Genomic DNA, 15378 nt, shown 5'->3' on the forward strand with positions numbered 1-15378 from the left:
CCGGTTACCGGCTGTGCGGCGAATCGGCCAGGTCAGGCGTTTGCACCTGCCACCGCGTCAGCGGGCGCAGCAGCCACATGCAGATGACGACCATGCCGAGCGCGCCGAAGAAGTGCACGGCCCACGCCCCGATCAGCGACGGGCCGCCCCACGACCCGGCCGCGCCTTCTTCGGTCCAGAAGAACCCGAAGGTGGTGATCCGGCCGACGAGGTACCAGACCAGCAAGGCGACCGGGAAAGCCGCGACGGCGGCGAGGAAGCCGCCCTTCTTCGGTTCGGCGTCCAGCCACCGCCGCGCCAGGTGCTTCCGGGCCTTCGGACCGGCCAGGTAGGCGGGCAGCGCGAGGGCGGCATAGATCGTCCGTTTCCAGTCGGAGATGCTCATAGCGGTCCACGCTACGAGCCGTTGACCAGCACGAACACCGGGATTGCCACCCGGTCGAGGTGGGGAAAACCGGAACTCCCCCGAAACTGTCGGGGCGGTGTGCCACACTCGGTCGCCGTACGGTTACTGACGTGAACAGGGGAGGTTCGCGTGTCGAATCCTGAGCAGCTGATCGCGGGCTTCGAAGCCCGGATGGCGGAGTCGCAGCGGAAAGCCGATCGGATGGTCGGCGAGATCGAAGCGGTCTCGGTTTCCGAGCGCAGCAAAGACGGCCAGATCGGGGTGAAGGTCGACCACGCCGGCAACCTCGTCGGCCTGGAGATCGGCCTGAGCGTGCGGGACAGACCGGACCTCGCCGAGGAGATCCTCCGCACCGTCAAGTCCGCCCAGAGCAAGCTCGCCGGGGCGATGCGGGCCGGGGTCACCGATCCGGTCGGGCCCGAAGTGATGCACCAGCTGGTCAGCCGGCTCGAGCGGGCGTTCCCGGCGCCCGAACCGGAGGGGTTTGCGCCGCCGCCGGCTGCGCCCCGCAGCGAGGGTGACCGGTTCGTGCCGGAAGAGGAGCGGCAGCCGCCCGCGGCGCCGAAACCGCCGGAACCGCCGCGCGCGCCGCGCCCGCCGTCCGAAGACGGCCGCGACGACGACTACTTCAGCGACGGCGACTACCTGCGCTGAAGCGCGGGCGAGGGAGGGGAACCATGGCCGGACCAGGCGGCCCGGGCTTCGCGGTCGACCCGCAGGAGCTGCGGGAACACCGCGACCACATCGAGGCGATCACCGACCGGATCGACAAGTGCAAGGAAGCCGCCCGCGCGACCGAGCACCCCGAAGCGTTCGGTCTGCTCGGCATCCCGCTCGCGGCGATCTGCGCCCTCGCCCAGCAGGCGGCGGAGATCGCGATCGAATCGGCATCGACGTCGTCCTACGACCATTCGACCCGCATCCAGCTGTGGCAGCAGCTGAAGGAAGCCGACGAGACGGAGTTCAAGGACCTCTTCAAGGTGGAGGACTGAGCGGTGGCCGAAAACCCGTTGATCAAGACGGACGCGGCGGACGACCGCAGCGCATTCGAAGGCGCCGGCCTCTTCCAGGACTTCTGGGACGCGGGCACCGCCGTCGCCGACGGCAATTGGACCGAAGGCCTGGTGAACGCCGCGTTCGGTGCCGGCGATCTCGCGGAACTCGTCGCGGACCCGTTCGGCACAGTCGCCGCTGCCGGGGTCGGGTGGGCGATGGAGTTCTTCCCTTGGCTGCGAGAACCTCTCGACTGGCTCACCGGCGACCAGACGGCCCTCGAAAACATGGTCGGGACCTGGGAGAACGTCGGCAAGGAACTGGAGAAGATCAGCACCGGCCTCCAAGACACGGTCAAGAAGGACAGCGCTGCCTGGGAAGGCGCCTCGGCCGACGCCTACCGCGCCTTCGCCGAAGATCGCGCAGCGACGTATGCGGGTGTCGCGACCGGGGCCAACGCGATCGCGAAGCTGGTCGACATCTGCAAAACGATCTTGAGCGTGGTGCGCTCGATCGTGCGCGACCTGATTTCCGAATGCGTCGGCAAGCTCATCAGCATCGCCTGCCGGTACGTCGGCCCGGCCCTGCCGGTGGGCATGGCCACCGAGGGCACCGCGGAAGCGGTCAAGACCGGCAGCAAGTGCATGGAGTGGATCAAGAAGCTGCTGAAGGCCTTCAAGAAGGCGCAGGAGCTGTTCCACCGCATCGGTGACATCTTCCGGCGGGTCAAGGGCGCCCTGAAACGCGGCGCGGAAAGCCTGCCCGGCCCGCTCAAGAAGGTCGGCAAGCTGATCAAGGACGAACCGCGTGACACAAGGACGTTCCTCGAAGAGGTCAAGGACGAACGGCCTGATCGGAAGCGGTGGAAGGAGGTCGTCTCGGCGGACAAGCCACTCGGGGAGAACCTCGAGAACGTCGGCAAGGAGTTCCGCGGCGACGTCCGGAAGGAGTTCGGCGAGAAGTTCGGGGAGAACTTCGGCAAGGAGATCTGGGACGACGCCAAGAAGGAATGGCGCAAGGAGTCCCGGAAGAAGAAGGCCGAGGGGCTCGACGACTGGACGGGCGGGGACGACGACGATGCCCCGGACAAGGAAACCACCGTTCAGCCGCCGGTCTTCGAACAGCCGGGCACGCAGCGGATTTCGGGGTCGATCGAGTGACCGGGCCGCAGGGTGATCGACTCGTCGTTTCGCAGACGGATGGGCCGCATTGGATCCAGGCCGGCGTGCTCCTGTGCGTGGCCGGTGGATTCTTCTGGATGGCGTTGGCGGCCACACAGCAGAGCCCTCGCCTGGCTGGGTGGGTGTTTGGCGGAAGCTTCGGATTGCTGGGGCTGAACCTGGTCTGGCGATCGCTGAAGAAGCCGGTCCGGAACGAGCTCGTCATCGAGCCCGCCGGGATCTCCCGGGTGATCGGCGGCCTCGCGTGGGCGCTGCGGTGGGACGAACTCCGGGCGGCTTCGGTCGTCGACAGCACCCGGAAAGACACCGGTCACCAGGTCGTGCTCACCCCGGCGGACGACCGGTTCGAAAGCCGTAGCCGGAGCCTCGTCCGCATCGGCGGCGGTGATTTCCTGGTGGCCGGGCTCGGGCTGGGCGAGACCGAGGTCCCGCGCGTGCGAGAGCTGCTGGCGAAGTACGTCGGCGTCACGCCCGAACGGGTCCCCGACACCCCGGTTCCCGCGCCACCGCCGCCGGTGCGGACGGCGGTGCCGGAGTGGGTGCCGCCGCCGGTCGAGCCGTCCGGTTCCGTCACGATCCACGTCAACGGCTGGAACCGGGTGCTGCTCCGCTGGGTGCGGTTCTTCGCCCTCATGATCGAGGTGGGGCTCGGCGCGGTGATCGAGTTCGGCCCGCGGCACGGGATCCGCACCGCGTGCCTCGTCGTGTTCATCGCCGTCTTCGCAGGCGTGTCCTGGTGGACGGTCCTCGAACAACAGAGCCGTTCCCGGAAGTCGCGGGTCCTCCTGGAGCTTTCGGCCGCCGGCCTCCGGTGGACGACGTACTACCGGAAGTTCACGGTGTCCTGGCCGGAGATCGCGGAGCTGAGGCTGCCGTCCGGGCTTCTCGAATTCCGGCCCGCCGCCGTCGACTTCCCGCTCGACCGCCCGGACCTCGACCACCTGCGGCTGGGCGACGGCTGGTACCGGCTGCCACGCACCTTGAGCGCGACGGCGGTGAAGCAATTCGAAACGCACATCCGCAGCGTCTTGCCGGCGGGCGTGCCCTTGGCGCTCGGCCAGGGGTGACGGGGGCGCCGCCGACGCCGATCACTCGGGGGGCTACGTGATCGGCGCCGGCGACCCGATGCCCTGCCCGGCTCGCGCCGGTTGGGGCAACGTCATCACGTCTCCGCGATGACGCACCAGGAGAGCGGGACCGGAGCCACCAAGTGACGGCCGGGGGACGGACATCCCCCGATCGAGTGACGGCCTTCCGCTGCTCGCATGATTGTCGCACTCAGCCCCGGATAAGTTACAAAAACCTTCACTTTCTCCTTGCTTGCCGGTGCTGACCTGGTCCGGGCCGGTTTCTGGCACAGTGCGGGTATGAACTCCGACGTCCTCGTTGTGGGATCCGCCAATGCCGACCTCGTCGTCGCGGTGGATCGGCGGCCGGGCGGTGGGGAGACGGTGCTGGGCGGCGACACCGTGCTCTCGCCGGGCGGGAAGGGCGCCAACACGGCGGTCGCGGCGGGCCGGCTCGGAGCGGACGTCGCGCTGCTCGGCGCCGTCGGCGACGATCCCTACGGCAGGCTGCTGCTCGATTCGCTCCGCGCCGCCGGCGTCGACACCGGGCTCGTGCGCACCAGCGACCGGCCGACCGGCATCGCCTACATCACCGTCACCCCGGATGGCGAGAACTCGATCCTCGTCTCCCCCGGCGCCAACTCCAGCCTGGAGCCCGCCGACGTCGACGCCGTCTTCGACGGGGTGGAGGTCGTGGTCCTCTCGCTGGAGGTGCCGCTGCCGGCCGTCGAGCACGCCGTCGCGCGGGCCGCCGAAAGGGGTGTGCGGGTGCTGCTGAACCTGTCACCGGCGGCGAAGCTCTCCCCGGAGACCCTGGCCAGGCTCGACGTCCTGCTGGTCAACGAGCACGAGGCCGCTTGGCTCACCGGACCCGGCGCGGACCTCCGGAAGCTGCTCGACCTCGGGCCGCGGGCGGCCGTCGTCACGCTCGGCGCGGCCGGCGCGGTCGTCGTCGAAGCCGGGTCGGTGAGCCGGGTGGAGTCGCCGAAGGTCGAGGCCGTGGACACCACGGGAGCCGGGGACGCGTTCGCCGGCGCGCTCGCCGCGTCGCTCGCCGACGGAGCCGACCTGGTCTCCGCGGCGAAGCGAGCCGTGCGTGTCGCGGCGTTCAGCGTGACGCGGCACGGCGCGCAGCCGTCCTACCCCACCGCCGCCGACCTGGGGGAATGATCACCCGCGTTGCGGTGTTGCAGGTCACATGGGCGACTCGTTCGACTCGGCCTGGTGGCGCGGCTACGCGGCTCAGCTGCGGGCGATCGCGGACGCACGCCGTCCCGACCGGCTCGCGATCATGCCGCTCGACGAAACCCTCAAGGCGCTCGGCAAGCAGACCGAGCTCGACGAAGGCGTCTACGACGTGCCACTGGAGGGGGTCGTCGGCACGGTCGCCCGCGCCGGCGACTTCGACCGCGAGTTCCGCCCCCGCAACCGCGCGCTGCGCGACCGCTGGGAGCAGTTGACGCGGACGTCGGCGGACCTGCCGCCGGTGCGGCTCGTGCGGCTTTCCGACATGTTCTTCGTCGAGGACGGCCACCACCGCGTCGGCATCGCCCGGGCGCGCGGCGTCCGGACCATCCGCGCGCGGGTCCGCTGGATCAGCACGGTCGCGTGCGCGCTGCGCTGCCTGACGCTCGCCGACCTGCCGTCGAAGACCGCCGAGCGCATGTTCCTCGAGCGCGTGCCGCTGCCGGACGACGTCCGCCTTGGGCTGTGGCTCGACGACCCGGCCGACTGGTTCCGGCTCGCCGACTCGGCCGAGGCCTGGGGTTTCCGCCGTATGCTGGCCGGACGGCCCGTCCACAGCCGCGACGAATTGGCCGACTCCTGGTGGCGCGAAGAGGTCCGGCCGGTGCTCGACCAGGTACGGCACCGCGGTTTGTGCCCGCCACCACGAGATATCCAGGCGTACCTGAGTTATGGTCTAGACCATGCCTGAGTTTGATGCCGCCTCCGCTGAGTCCGATGCCGCCTCCGCGGGGAGGAGTGCGTCGGCCGAGCCCGATGCCGCCTCCGCGGGGAGGAGTGCGTCGGCCGAGCCCGATGCCGCCTCCGCGGGAAAGCGTGCGTCGGAGGGGTCCCTGAGCGGGGTCGCCGTCAGCCCCGGCCGCGCGAGTGGTCCCGTCGTCCGCGTTGCGGAGCCGCTCGGTGAGCCCGCCGCAACCCCCGCCCCGGCCGACCCGGCCGCCGAGGCCGCCCGGATCGCGCCCGCGGCCGCGACCGTCGCCGGCCGGCTTGAGAAGCAGGCCGAGACCGCCACCGGCGAGGCCGCGACGATCCTCATCACCACCGCGGCCATGGCGGCCGACCCGGCGCTCACGGCCCAGGCCGAAACGCTGGTCAAGACGCAGGGCCTGCCCGCCGCGCGCGCCGTCCACCAGGCCGCCGAAGGCTTCGCCGAAGCGCTGGCCGCGGCCGGCGGGTACATGGCGGAGCGCGTCCGGGACGTGCGCGACGTGCGCGACCGGCTGATCGCCGAACTGCTCGGCATCGCGCCGCCGGGGGTGCCCGAGCTGGCGTCGCCGAGCGTCCTGGTCGCCCGCGACCTCGCGCCGGCCGACACCGCCGGCCTCGACCCGGCGAAGGTGCTCGCCCTGGTCACCGAAGAGGGCGGCCCCACCAGCCACACCGCGATCCTCGCGCGGGCGCTGGGCATCCCGGCCGTCGTCGCGGTGCGCGGGCTGCTCGCACTGGACGCGCAAGCGCTTGCGGTCGACGGCGACACGGGCACCGTCGAGGTCGCCGACCCGTCGGCCCCGGTCGTCGCGGCGACGGTGGCCCAGCTCGCCGAGTGGAACGGCACGGGCGCGACGGCCGACGGTCACCGCGTGAAGGTCTACGGCAACGTCGGCTCCCCGGCCGACGCCCAGGCCGCGGCCGACGCGGGCGCCGAAGGGGTCGGCCTGTTCCGCACGGAATTCTGCTACCTGGACGCCTCGGACGAGCCCTCGGTCGCCGACCAGCGCGCGGCGTACACGGCGGTGCTCTCGCCGTTCCGCGGCAAGCCGGTGATCGTCCGGACGCTCGACGCGGGCGCCGACAAGCCTCTGGCGTTCCTGTCCCCGGAAGCCGAGCCGAACCCGGCGCTCGGCGTCCGCGGCCTGCGCGTGGCGTTCGACCGCCCCGAGGTGCTGGACCGCCAGCTCGAGGCCATCGCGGGCGCGGCCGGGGATTCCGGTGCCGAGGTCTCGGTGATGGCCCCGATGGTGGCCACGGTCGAGGAAGCGGCCTGGTTCGCGTCGCGGGTGAGGGCCGCGGGCATCGCCCGGGCGGGCGTGATGATCGAGATCCCGGCGGCGGCACTGAGCGCCCGCGAGATCCTGGAGGCGGTGGACTTCGTCTCGGTGGGCACGAACGACCTGGCCCAGTACACGTTCGCGGCGGACCGCCAGCTGGGCGCGGTGGCCAAGCTCAACGACCCGTGGCAGCCGGCCCTCTTGCGCCTGCTGAAGCTGATCGGCGACGCGGCCAAGGCCACGGGCAAGCCGGCCGGCGTCTGCGGCGAAGCGGCGGCCGACCCGCGCCTGGCCCTGGTCTTGGCGGGCTTGGGCCTGACGAGCCTGTCGATGAACGCCCCGGCCGTCCGCGCGGTGGGAGCCAGCCTGGCGGCGACGACCCTCGCGGAGTGCGAAGCCTTGGCGGAAGCAACCCTGGCCACATCGGACCCGACATCGGCCCGAGCGGCGGCGCGCCCCTGAGGAACGACGACTGAAGGCCCGGGTCGAGCCTCGGCCGGCGCCGATTGGTTCGGCAGGACTGGCTGGCCCGCGCTCGGGTCGCTGTGGCTTGCTCGGCGCTAGTCCCTTTGCCTGATCGCCCGGGCTTGTCATCTCACCCGGCTCGGTCGTTTCGCTCCAGCGCGAATCATGCCTCCGCCGCGGGGGGCGCCCCCCACTTTCAGTCTATCGGTCATCACCGACAGTGCTGATCTGTGCGAACCTGGAACAGCGTGGTTGTCCACAATGATCGAGGGGTGTGGACAACCCGCCTCGACTTTCACGAAGGCCGTCCCGCGATCTCCGGGACGGCCTTCGGTGCGTTCGATTCGAAAAGATTCCGGGCCGTTGTCGATCCCGCCCGTGGCCGCTCGACGCAGGGGTGAGAAGCGAAGCACCCGAGTCGAGAGGACCTCACCATGACCGCCACCATCTCCGGCCCGGCCGGAGCCCCCCCGGCCGAAGCCGCCGCGGCCGAAACCGGGCCGGTGCGAGCCGTCCGGGCTGGGCGTCGGGAGTGGGTTGGGCTGGCCGTGCTGGCGCTGCCCACCCTGCTCGTCTCGCTCGATGTCTTCGTCCTCGTGCTCGCCCTGCCGAAACTCGCCGTCAGCCTGCACGCCGACGGCACCGAACAGCTCTGGATCATGGACACGTACGGCTTCATGGTCGCCGGGTTCATGGTCACCATGGGGACCCTCGGCGACCGCATCGGCCGCCGGAAGCTGCTGCTCATCGGGGCCGCCGCCTTCGGGGGTGCCTCCGTTCTCGCCGCCTTCTCCACCAGTGCCGGGATGCTCATCGCCGCTCGGGCGGCGCTCGGGATCGCCGGGGCCACGCTCGGTCCCTCGACCCTCTCGCTCATCGGCACCCTGTTCGAAAACCCGCGGCAGCGGGCCGAAGCCATCGGGATCTGGGCCGGCTGCTTCACCGTCGGCGCGATCGTCGGGCCGATGGTCGGCGGCTTCATGCTCGAACACTTCTGGTGGGGCTCGGTGTTCCTGCTCGGTGTCCCCGCCATGGTCCTCCTGCTCGTCATCGGCCCGAAGCTGCTGCCGGAGTACCGGGACGAGACCGCCGGCCGCCTCGACCTGGCGAGCGTCGCCCTCTCCCTCGCCGCGATCCTGCCCGTCGTCTACGGCGTCAAGGAACTCGCGCGGGATGGTGTCCACCTCGCCGCCGTGCTCGCGCTCGGGGCCGGCCTGGTCATCGGGTACGTCTTCGTGAAGCGGCAGCGCGGTCTCGCCGACCCGCTCATCGACTTCAGCCTGTTCGCCGCGAAGGCGTTCCGCACCACCCTCGGCGGGATGCTGCTGTTCAGCATGCTCGGCGGCACCACCATGCTGTTCGTCGCGCAGTTCTTCCAGCTCGCGCAGCACCTGTCGCCGGTCGGGGCCGCGCTGGGGCTGCTGCCCGGGATGGCCGGCTCGACCGTCAGCTTCCTCGCCGCTCCGGTCCTCGCCCGCCGGGTGCGGCCCGGTGCGCTGATCGCCGGCGGCGTGGCGCTCGCCGCGGCCGGCATGGCGATCCTCGCCCTCGTCGAGCCCGCGGCCGGGCCGGTGTGGCCGGCCCTCGGGTTCGCCGTGACGTCGCTGGGTGTCGGGCCGATGGTCGCGCTGGGCACCGACCTCGTCGTCGGCTCGGTTCCGGTGCGGAAGGCGGGCGCCGCCGCTTCGCTGGCCCAGACCGTCAACGAGTTCGGCTACTCCTTCGGCCTCGCCACCGTCGGCACGCTCGGCAACGCCGTCGCCCGCTCCTACGGCCTCCCCGCCGGGCTGCACGTCGCCGCCGGGCTGGCCACCGTCGCCTTCGCCGTCCTCGTCTGGTTCGTCGCCCGGCACCTGCGGTCGATCCGGCCGCTGGGCGCCTGACGAGCGAAGGCCTCCCCACCCGATGCCTGGGTGGGGAGGCCTTCTTGACGCCGGGGGCAGAGGGGCCCCGGCTAGCCGAAGAGGCCGCGCCGCGGGTGCCGGATGACCAGCGATCCGCCGTGCACGCGGCCGCTCAGCACGTACCGGGGGTTGCCCATCCGGCCGTTGCTGCGCGTCTTGTCCTCCATCGCGCCGAACTTGACGTCGCTGATCGAGTTCAGGTCCACCGCCGCGTGCTCCGGGATGATGATCTCGACCGAGCCCCACTTGGCGTCCAGCTCGATGTGCACCACCGGCGACTGCACCTGGGCCTCGGTGAAGTCGAGCTTCGTCGAGCCGTACTTGTTGCGCACGACCAGCTCGGACGGCACCACCCACGGCCCGCCGCGGTGCAGCGACGAATACTTCGCGTTCAGCTCGAAGCGCTGTCCGGTCGAGTAGCCGCCGTAGCCCACCGGAGGCGCGTACGACGGCGCGGCGGTGAGGGCCGCGGCCGGGTGGTAGAGGCCCGCCAGGTCGGCCAGCACGGCGTTCAGCTCGCCGCGCGTCCTCGACGCCAGCGCGCGGTCGGTGCGCTCGGTGAACTCGTCGAGGTCGAGCATGCCGCGGCCGATCGCCTTCTGCAGCACGCCGACGACGTGCTCACGCTCGTCGTCGGACACCCGGAGATCGCGCTCGCTCAACGGCTTGGTCTCGGTCACCGGTTCCGTCGCCGTGGTCTCTTCCTCACCCATGTCCACGATGGTAGAACCGGATTTCTCCAGGGAGATCGGGGGAAAACCCTGAACGGACCCGTAGTCCGCGCAGCCGCCGCGCTCGGCGTGGCGCTGATCCTGCTGTCCGGGTGCACCGCCGATGGGCCGGCACCGCCACCCCCGCCGGCCCCGAGCACGACGCCGACCGCCCCGCCGACCCTGCCCGAGGGGCTCGCCGGCGGGCCGGCGACCGGCGGCATCGGCGTCACCGCTCTGCTCCCCACCACCGGCCCGACCCTGTTCGACGCCGACCGCGGATCCGTCGCCACCCCGCCGGGTTATCCCGGCGGCGACGTCGGGATGAGCGTCCTGCGGGTCGGGAAGTCCGCTGTCCTGATCGCTTACCCGACCGGCACGACCGACCCGCTCGAGGCCTTCGTCTACACCGGCCCCGCGAGTCCGCCGCGCTCGCTCGGCCACGCCTGGTCGGTGGCGCCCGCCGTCGACGGCGAGAGCGTGTGGGTCATCCGGCCGGACGCGCCCGACGCGTGCCGGCTGCAGCGCGTCTCGCTCTCCGGCGGCGAGCTCGGCCCAGGCCAGCCCGCCAGCTGCCACACCGAGGTCCGCGCCGGGACGCCGCACGGCCTGCTGATCACCATCGACTCCGGCAACACCTCGTCGACGGACGCCCTGATCGACCCCGACACCGGCCGCACGATCCAGCAGGCGCCGCGCATCCTCGGCGTCGCGGGCGATTGGATGCTCCTCGACGGCCTGACCGAGCTCACCCTCGTCGACCTGCGGAACAACCGCCACCAGCAGCTCAGCCGGCCGGTGATCGCGCGGACGCCCACCGTCGTCCCGTCCCGGGACGGGGGCGTCTGGGCCGTCGACTTCGCCGACCCCGCCTACCGCAGCACCAGCACGCAGACCCGCGACCTCTGGCTGCTGCACCCGGACACGCCGAACTGGGAGCACGTCGCGGCCATGCCGTTCATCACCGAGCACCTCAAGCGCGGCGGCGGGTTCGGCTGGTCCGACGCCGGCGACCTCGTGCTGGCCGACGGCGTCCTCGCCGCCTGGCACCCGGGCGAGCCCCAGTGGCGCCTCGGCAAGGCCGCGCTGCCGACGAGCACCTGGTCCGGCTTCGCCGTCTTGCCGTAGCTACTCCTCGTCGAGGCCGTGCTCGATCGCGTACCGGGCCAGCTCGACGCGGTTGTGCAGCTGGAGCTTCCGCAGCGTCGACTGCACGTGGTTCTCCACCGTGCGGTGCGACAGCACGAGCCGTTCGGCGATCTGCCGCGCGGTCAGCCCCTTCGCGACCAGGCGCAGGACGTCGGTTTCGCGCTCGGTCAGCCGGGGCGGCTCGGCACTCGCGGCGTCCGCGATCGACGCGTCGGCCATCCGCCGGTACTCGCCGAGCACCAGGCCGGCCAGGCCCGCGGTGAACACCGGGTCGCCGGCGGCGGTGCGGTGGACGGCGTCGACCAGCTCCACCGCGGACGCCGACTTGACCAGGTAGCCGGACGCGCCGGCCTTCACCGCCTCCAGGACGTCCTTGTGCTCGCCGCTCGCCGAGAGCACCAGCACCTTCGTCGACGGCAGCGCCGACGTGATCTCGCGTGTCGCGTCCACCCCCGAAGTGCTGCCCAAGTTCAGGTCCATGAGGACGACGTCCGGCAGCACGGTCCGGGCGATCCGCAGCGCCGCCTCGGCGTCCGGCGCGGTCGCCCGCACGTCGAAGCCGTGTTCGGTCAGGTCGCGGGCCACCCCGTCCCGCCAGATCGGGTGGTCGTCGACCACCATCACGGAAATCCGCGGTTCGTCGCTCATCTCGCACCCCTCGTGCTCGGCACCCTGACCTCCCACTCCGTGCCCCGGCCGGGGCCGGTGTCGAGGGTCGCGCTCCCGCCGAGGTCGCGGACCCGCCCCCGGATGGATTCCACCACGCCGAGGTGCCCGGCCGCGGCGGCTTGCTCGAGAACGCCGTCCGGTATGCCCGGTCCGTCGTCGCGGATGCTCACCACGACCTCGTCGCCGAGGTCCTCCAGCAGCACCCACGCGTGCGCGTCCGGGCCCGCGTGCTTCTCGACGTTCGCCAGCGCTTCCCGGGTCACGGCGAGCAGTTCGCCGGTGACGTGCGCCGGCAGCTCGACGTCGTCCGCCGGGGCCGAGACCTGCACCGACGGTGTCGCGAGCACCTGCAACGCGGCGCGCAGGCTCATCTGGCCGCTGTCGTTCGGCGCCGCCGGCTCGGTGGTCACCAGCGACCGCAGGGCGATCTCCTGCTCGCCGGCCAGCCGGGCCAGCTCCGCCGCCTCACCGCCGACCTCGTTGCCGCGCTTGCGGACCCGCGCGAGCACCTGCAGCACGCTGTCGTGGATCGACCGCGCCAGCCGCTCCCGCTCGGCCGTCGCCGCTTCCTTCCGCAGCGCCTGCTCCAGCCTCGCCGCCGACCGGCGGGCCATCGTCGAGGCCATGCCGACGAGCAGGCCGGCGGCGGCGAGCAGGACGCCGTCGCGGGCGACGTCGAGGTCGAACTTCTCCCGCGCCAGCCCGGTCGCCACGCCGACGACCAGCCCGGCGAGCACCCCGCCGGCCGCGCCGAACCGCGCGCCCGCGGCGACCGGCGGCACGGCCGCCCAGACCGTGGTGATGAGCGGGACGTCGAGCGCGAACTGCGCGTCGCTGAGCACCCACGGCGAGGTCAGCAGCAACCCGGTGGACAGCACGAGGTCGAAGACGACCAGCGCCGGCGGCCGCGTTCGCTCGCGCAGGTAGAAGAAGCTGCTGACGACCGACCACACGGCCATCACGCCGAGGATCGTCCACGCCAGCCACTCGCGCTGGTACTGACCACTTTGGACGATCACCGTGCCGCAGGCGAACGCCCAGGTGAGGAAGCGGAAGGCGAGCACGCCCCGCCACATGGGCGTGACCGGGTCGGGCATCCGCCGGACGGTCACGGCTTCTTGCTGCGCGTCGGCGGCTTCGCCGTGGAGGAGTCGGCTTCGGCTTCGCCGACCGTCGCGATTTCGGCCTTCGAAGACCCGGGCTCGGCGTCGTTCGGCTGCGCGGCCTGGTCCTTGAGGACGTTCACCTCGGCCGGGTCCGGGTTGGTCTCGTGCAGCAGCGAGCGCACCCCGGCGTTCAGCACGGCCAGCAGCGGCACGGCCAGCAGCGCGCCGGCGATCCCGCCGGCGACCAGGCCGGCGGTGATGGCCAGGACGACGGCGAGCGGGTGCAGCTTCACCGCCCGCCCGAGCAGCAGCGGCTGCAGGATGTGGCTTTCCAGCTGCATCACGCCGATCACGATGGCCAGCACGATCACCGCGCCGATGAACCCGTTGGTCACCAGCGCGATCAGCACGGCGACGCCACCGGTGATGACCGCGCCGATGATGGGGATGAACGCGCCGATGAACACCAGCGTCGCCAGCGGGATCACCAGCGGGACGCGCATGATCCACAGGCCGACCCCGATGCCGACGGCGTCGACCACGGCGACCGCGGCCGTCGCCCGCACGTAGCTGACCAGCGACGCGAAGCCGCGGCGCCCGGCGACGTCGACCCGGTTGCGGACCCGCTGCGGCACGGCGCGGACCAGGAACGACCAGATGCCGTCCCCGCCGCTGAGGAAGAAGATCGTGATGAACAGCGTCAGCAGGAAGCCGGTGAGGATCTCGCCGACGGTGCTCGCCGTGGTCAGCGCGGTCGTCGTGATCGACGCCTGGTTGTTCTGGATGAACCCGATCGCCTGGTTGATGAAGTCCTGGATCTGCTCCTGGCGCAGGTGCGGCGGCCCGTTGAGCAGCCAGTTCTTGATCTGGTCGAGGCTCGCGTTCACCTGCTGCTGCAGCTGCGGCAGGCCGGAGGAGAACTGTGTGACGACGAACGTCAGCAGCCCGCCCAGCACGGCCAGACCGGCGATCAGCACGATGGCCGTCGCCAGCCCCCGCGGGAACTTCACCGCCACCAGCTTCTGCACCGCCGGCGCGAGCAGCGCGGACACCAGCAGGGCGATGGACAGCGGGATGACGACCACCGAGAGGTAGCCGATCAGCCAGACCACGGCGTACAGGGCCGCGGCCACTACGATCAACCGCCACGCGAGTGCGGCACTTATGCGTAGGCCCCGGGGGACGAGGCCGGTGACGTCCTCGTGCTCCGGCAGGAACGGGTCTTCGCGTCGCGCGTGGGTCACCGGCTCACCGTAGCGGCTGGACCGCCCGATTCGGCCGCTTTCCGACGGCCGCGTCCGACACACCGGGCGGCCAGGCATGATCACCGACCGTCAAACCGGGCTACACCGTGTGTCTTTCACACGATGGGGGCATCAAGTCGCGTCAAGGGTGCGCGGCGCGGTGCCGATTTGATTAGGTCGCTTCCGCAACGACCTGATCACGAACTAGGTACGAGGAGACGACGAGTGGCGAACACCGCGACGAACGAGGGGCAGGGCGCCAAGCGCGCCGGCCGTCTCGTGTCGCGTGCGCTGCTCGTGCTCGGCGGCGCGGTGGCGGGCACCGCCGCCGCGTGGCTCGTCTCCGGCGCCACCGCTTCCGCGGACACCGCGGCCGGCCCCACCGTCGAGGTCGGCACCGCCTCCGTCACGCCGGTCACCGACGCCACGGCGGCCGGGCTCGGCGACGCGAACCGCGGTGCCGGGCACTTCGCGGGTGACGTCGCCGGCGAGGTCGCCGACGCGGTCTGCCACCAGGACGCGACGACGTGGAGCGAGCCGCAGGCCCCGCGCCCGTGCGGCCGCACCGACGCCGCCACCCTGCAGCACGAGGTCTCCGAGCACGTCGGCAACTCCGTCACGGACCTCGCCGACGACGCGGTGCTGAGCCCGGCCCAGCGCACCCTCGGCGCGTTCGAGCACATCGCGCGCAAGCCGGAAGACACCCGCCAGGTCATCGAGCAGACCATCGCCCCCGAGCCGGCCACCGACTTCGGCCGCCACGTGTGGCAGCTGCTCGACCCGGCCCAGCACGGCGGCCTGGTCCCGCTTCCCGTCCTCCCGGGCCTCGCCCCGGTCGAGCAGCAGCCGGTGACCTCCGGCGCCGGCCAGGCGGCGGGCACCCCCGCCGTCTCGACCGTCGAACTTCCCGCCGCGCAGCGAGCCGCGCTCGCGATGCCGGTGGGCTGGCAGTACGACGACAGCACCGATGCCGCGGGCCACGCCCGCAACGGGCACCGTGACCTGCCGTCGCCGCTGACTCCGGCGCAGCTTCCGATCGCGCCGGCCGTCCCCACCGCCCCGGGTGGCACCACGGCCCCCGGTGGACACCTCGACGGCTTCAACTTCGGCGTCCCCTTCTGGACGACCGATGCCGTCGACACCGCCGTCGCGGCGATGAGCCGCGCCGGCCTGCGCCACTCGCTGCGCACCCCGGGCGAACAGCCCGGCGTCACTCCTGACTGAACACCTCCCTTCACGGGCCGCTGACGC

General features: G+C 72.0%; 15 protein-coding genes. 10 read left to right on the top strand and 5 right to left on the bottom strand.

Annotated elements, in window-relative coordinates; translation table 11 throughout:
• Nucleotides 1-4: 4 nt before the first annotated feature.
• Nucleotides 5-385 (bottom strand): hypothetical protein, encoded by a 381-nt coding sequence (locus C2L58_RS26020; RefSeq protein WP_103340268.1) that lies wholly within the window; start codon nt 383-385, stop codon nt 5-7.
• 150 nt (nt 386-535) lie between these two features.
• On the opposite strand from C2L58_RS26020, the gene C2L58_RS26025 reads away from it, so the two are divergent.
• The 8 genes from C2L58_RS26025 (at nt 536) to C2L58_RS26060 (ending at nt 9228) form a co-directional block, all read left to right on the top strand.
• On the top strand, nt 536-1060 hold the full coding sequence (locus C2L58_RS26025; protein ID WP_103340269.1) for a YbaB/EbfC family nucleoid-associated protein: 525 nt from the start codon (nt 536-538) through the stop codon (nt 1058-1060).
• A gap of 23 nt (nt 1061-1083) precedes the next feature.
• Nucleotides 1084-1398 carry a hypothetical protein gene (locus C2L58_RS26030; protein ID WP_103340271.1) on the top strand — a complete coding sequence of 105 codons (315 nt, stop codon included), beginning with the start codon at nt 1084-1086 and terminating at the stop codon, nt 1396-1398.
• 3 nt (nt 1399-1401) lie between these two features.
• Entirely contained in the window at nt 1402-2559 is a 1158-nt protein-coding gene (locus C2L58_RS26035; RefSeq protein ID WP_103340273.1) for a WXG100 family type VII secretion target, read from the top strand.
• A 164-nt stretch (nt 2560-2723) separates the two neighbouring features.
• Nucleotides 2724-3647: a hypothetical protein gene (locus C2L58_RS26040; protein ID WP_233225937.1), complete on the top strand. Its 924-nt coding sequence runs from the start codon at nt 2724-2726 to the stop codon at nt 3645-3647.
• A 300-nt stretch (nt 3648-3947) separates the two neighbouring features.
• On the top strand, nt 3948-4817 hold the full coding sequence (locus tag C2L58_RS26045; RefSeq protein WP_103340277.1) for a ribokinase: 870 nt from the start codon (nt 3948-3950) through the stop codon (nt 4815-4817).
• Nucleotides 4818-4845: 28 nt separating this feature from the next.
• A complete protein-coding gene (locus C2L58_RS26050; RefSeq protein WP_103340280.1) occupies nt 4846-5583 on the top strand; it encodes a hypothetical protein in 738 nt (245 codons plus the stop codon).
• On the top strand, nt 5576-7342 hold the full coding sequence (gene ptsP / locus C2L58_RS26055; RefSeq protein WP_233225938.1) for a phosphoenolpyruvate--protein phosphotransferase: 1767 nt from the start codon (nt 5576-5578) through the stop codon (nt 7340-7342). Before C2L58_RS26050 ends, ptsP begins: the two co-directional genes overlap by 8 nt.
• Nucleotides 7343-7779: 437 nt before the next feature.
• Nucleotides 7780-9228, top strand: a complete 1449-nt coding sequence (locus tag C2L58_RS26060; RefSeq protein WP_103340282.1) for an MFS transporter — start codon at nt 7780-7782, stop codon at nt 9226-9228.
• Nucleotides 9229-9299: 71 nt separating this feature from the next.
• Here the strand turns inward: C2L58_RS26060 and C2L58_RS26065 are convergent, their stop codons facing one another.
• Complete coding sequence (locus C2L58_RS26065; RefSeq protein ID WP_199191440.1) at nt 9300-9962, bottom strand: DUF1707 SHOCT-like domain-containing protein; 663 nt, start codon at nt 9960-9962, stop codon at nt 9300-9302.
• Between the two features lie 87 nt (nt 9963-10049).
• Here C2L58_RS26065 and C2L58_RS26070 point away from each other — a divergent pair, with 87 nt between their 5' ends.
• Nucleotides 10050-11087, top strand: a complete 1038-nt coding sequence (locus tag C2L58_RS26070; RefSeq protein ID WP_233225939.1) for a hypothetical protein — start codon at nt 10050-10052, stop codon at nt 11085-11087.
• Here the strand turns inward: C2L58_RS26070 and C2L58_RS26075 are convergent, their stop codons facing one another.
• From C2L58_RS26075 to C2L58_RS26085, 3 genes are read right to left on the bottom strand one after another with little or no spacing between them, the layout of a single operon-like run.
• Nucleotides 11088-11756 carry a response regulator transcription factor gene (locus C2L58_RS26075; RefSeq protein ID WP_103340284.1) on the bottom strand — a complete coding sequence of 223 codons (669 nt, stop codon included), beginning with the start codon at nt 11754-11756 and terminating at the stop codon, nt 11088-11090.
• Nucleotides 11753-12874, bottom strand: a complete 1122-nt coding sequence (gene macS, locus C2L58_RS26080; protein ID WP_199191441.1) for a MacS family sensor histidine kinase — start codon at nt 12872-12874, stop codon at nt 11753-11755. Before macS ends, C2L58_RS26075 begins: the two co-directional genes overlap by 4 nt.
• Nucleotides 12875-12885: 11 nt before the next feature.
• Nucleotides 12886-14127: an AI-2E family transporter gene (locus tag C2L58_RS26085; protein WP_103340287.1), complete on the bottom strand. Its 1242-nt coding sequence runs from the start codon at nt 14125-14127 to the stop codon at nt 12886-12888.
• A gap of 225 nt (nt 14128-14352) precedes the next feature.
• Between C2L58_RS26085 and C2L58_RS26090 the strand changes: the two genes are divergently transcribed.
• A complete protein-coding gene (locus C2L58_RS26090; RefSeq protein ID WP_103340288.1) occupies nt 14353-15351 on the top strand; it encodes a hypothetical protein in 999 nt (332 codons plus the stop codon).
• Nucleotides 15352-15378 lie beyond the last annotated feature (27 nt).

The sequence above is a fragment of the Amycolatopsis sp. CA-126428 genome (genome assembly GCF_002904335.1).
Classification (GTDB): domain Bacteria; phylum Actinomycetota; class Actinomycetes; order Mycobacteriales; family Pseudonocardiaceae; genus Amycolatopsis.

Bases quoted from the DNA above. Each gene is read 5' to 3' on its own strand.
- ptsP (WP_233225938.1), top strand. From the start codon at position 5,576: ATGCCTGAGTTTGATGCCGCCTCCGCTGAGTCCGATGCCGCCTCCGCG.
- C2L58_RS26045 (WP_103340277.1), top strand. From the start codon at position 3,948: ATGAACTCCGACGTCCTCGTTGTGGGATCCGCCAATGCCGACCTCGTC.
- C2L58_RS26020 (WP_103340268.1), bottom strand. From the start codon at position 385: ATGAGCATCTCCGACTGGAAACGGACGATCTATGCCGCCCTCGCGCTG.
- C2L58_RS26030 (WP_103340271.1), top strand. From the start codon at position 1,084: ATGGCCGGACCAGGCGGCCCGGGCTTCGCGGTCGACCCGCAGGAGCTG.
- C2L58_RS26075 (WP_103340284.1), bottom strand. From the start codon at position 11,756: ATGAGCGACGAACCGCGGATTTCCGTGATGGTGGTCGACGACCACCCG.
- C2L58_RS26050 (WP_103340280.1), top strand. From the start codon at position 4,846: ATGGGCGACTCGTTCGACTCGGCCTGGTGGCGCGGCTACGCGGCTCAG.
- C2L58_RS26060 (WP_103340282.1), top strand. From the start codon at position 7,780: ATGACCGCCACCATCTCCGGCCCGGCCGGAGCCCCCCCGGCCGAAGCC.
- C2L58_RS26065 (WP_199191440.1), bottom strand. From the start codon at position 9,962: ATGGGTGAGGAAGAGACCACGGCGACGGAACCGGTGACCGAGACCAAG.
- macS (WP_199191441.1), bottom strand. From the start codon at position 12,874: ATGCCCGACCCGGTCACGCCCATGTGGCGGGGCGTGCTCGCCTTCCGC.